The organism is Rubrivivax albus (assembly GCF_004016515.1).
GTDB lineage: Bacteria > Pseudomonadota > Gammaproteobacteria > Burkholderiales > Burkholderiaceae_C > Rubrivivax > Rubrivivax albus.
Genome location: NZ_SACT01000040.1, coordinates 1 through 731, shown reverse-complemented (window position 1 = coordinate 731; position 731 = coordinate 1). Strand labels below are relative to the sequence as shown.

Annotated in this window: 2 pseudogenes; both read left to right on the top strand. The window is 42.0% G+C overall.

Annotated features, from left to right (window positions below):
• Positions 1–360, top strand: a pseudogene (locus ENE75_RS26010) (hypothetical protein); the annotation flags it as partial.
• A 92-nt stretch (positions 361–452) separates the two neighbouring features.
• Positions 453–731 (top strand): annotated as a pseudogene (locus tag ENE75_RS26005) (ATP-binding protein); the annotation flags it as partial.

Genomic DNA, 731 nt, shown 5'->3' with positions numbered 1-731 from the left:
CAGGATCATCTTGCAACACAACATAAATATTTAGCCGAATGGAATCCGCAGAAATTTATGGCCACCGCTGCCTCTATTGGTGAAGAAGTAGCACAGTATGTTGCCAAAATACTGGCAAGAGAACTGTATCCTGAACAAAGTTATAAATCCTGTTCCGGTGTATTGAGTTTTGCCAAACGTGTAGGCCATGCACGATTGATCAATGCCTGTAAACGAGCTGACAGTTTTGGTATTTACAACTATGCGATCATTGATCAGATACTGCGTTCAAAAGCCGATGCAATCCCTTTTGAAGATGAGGTAGCTGGCACCGACATGCCTTCGCATGAAAACATACGTGGGCAACATTACTACCAATAATTTTTTAATCACAACAATCAAAGTACATGAACAACGAAACAGTCAAGAAAATGGGCGACATGCGCCTGTATGGTATGTAAACTGCATTTAAAGCATTTGTTGAGCAGCCGCCATCGGTCAGCTTCACCAACGATGAAATGGCGCAGTATTTAGTACAAAGCGAATGGGACGACCGTAAACACCGATCACTGCAACGCAACATTAAAACAGCAAAGTTCCGTTACGTGGCCGATGTAAACGGAATAGACTTTAGTGAAAAACGTGAACTGGATAAAAATCAAATCGACCGATTGTTTACCTGTGAGTTTATTAAAAAAGCGCAGGATGTTTTTATTACCGGCAGTACCGGAACAGGAAAAAGCTACCTGGCT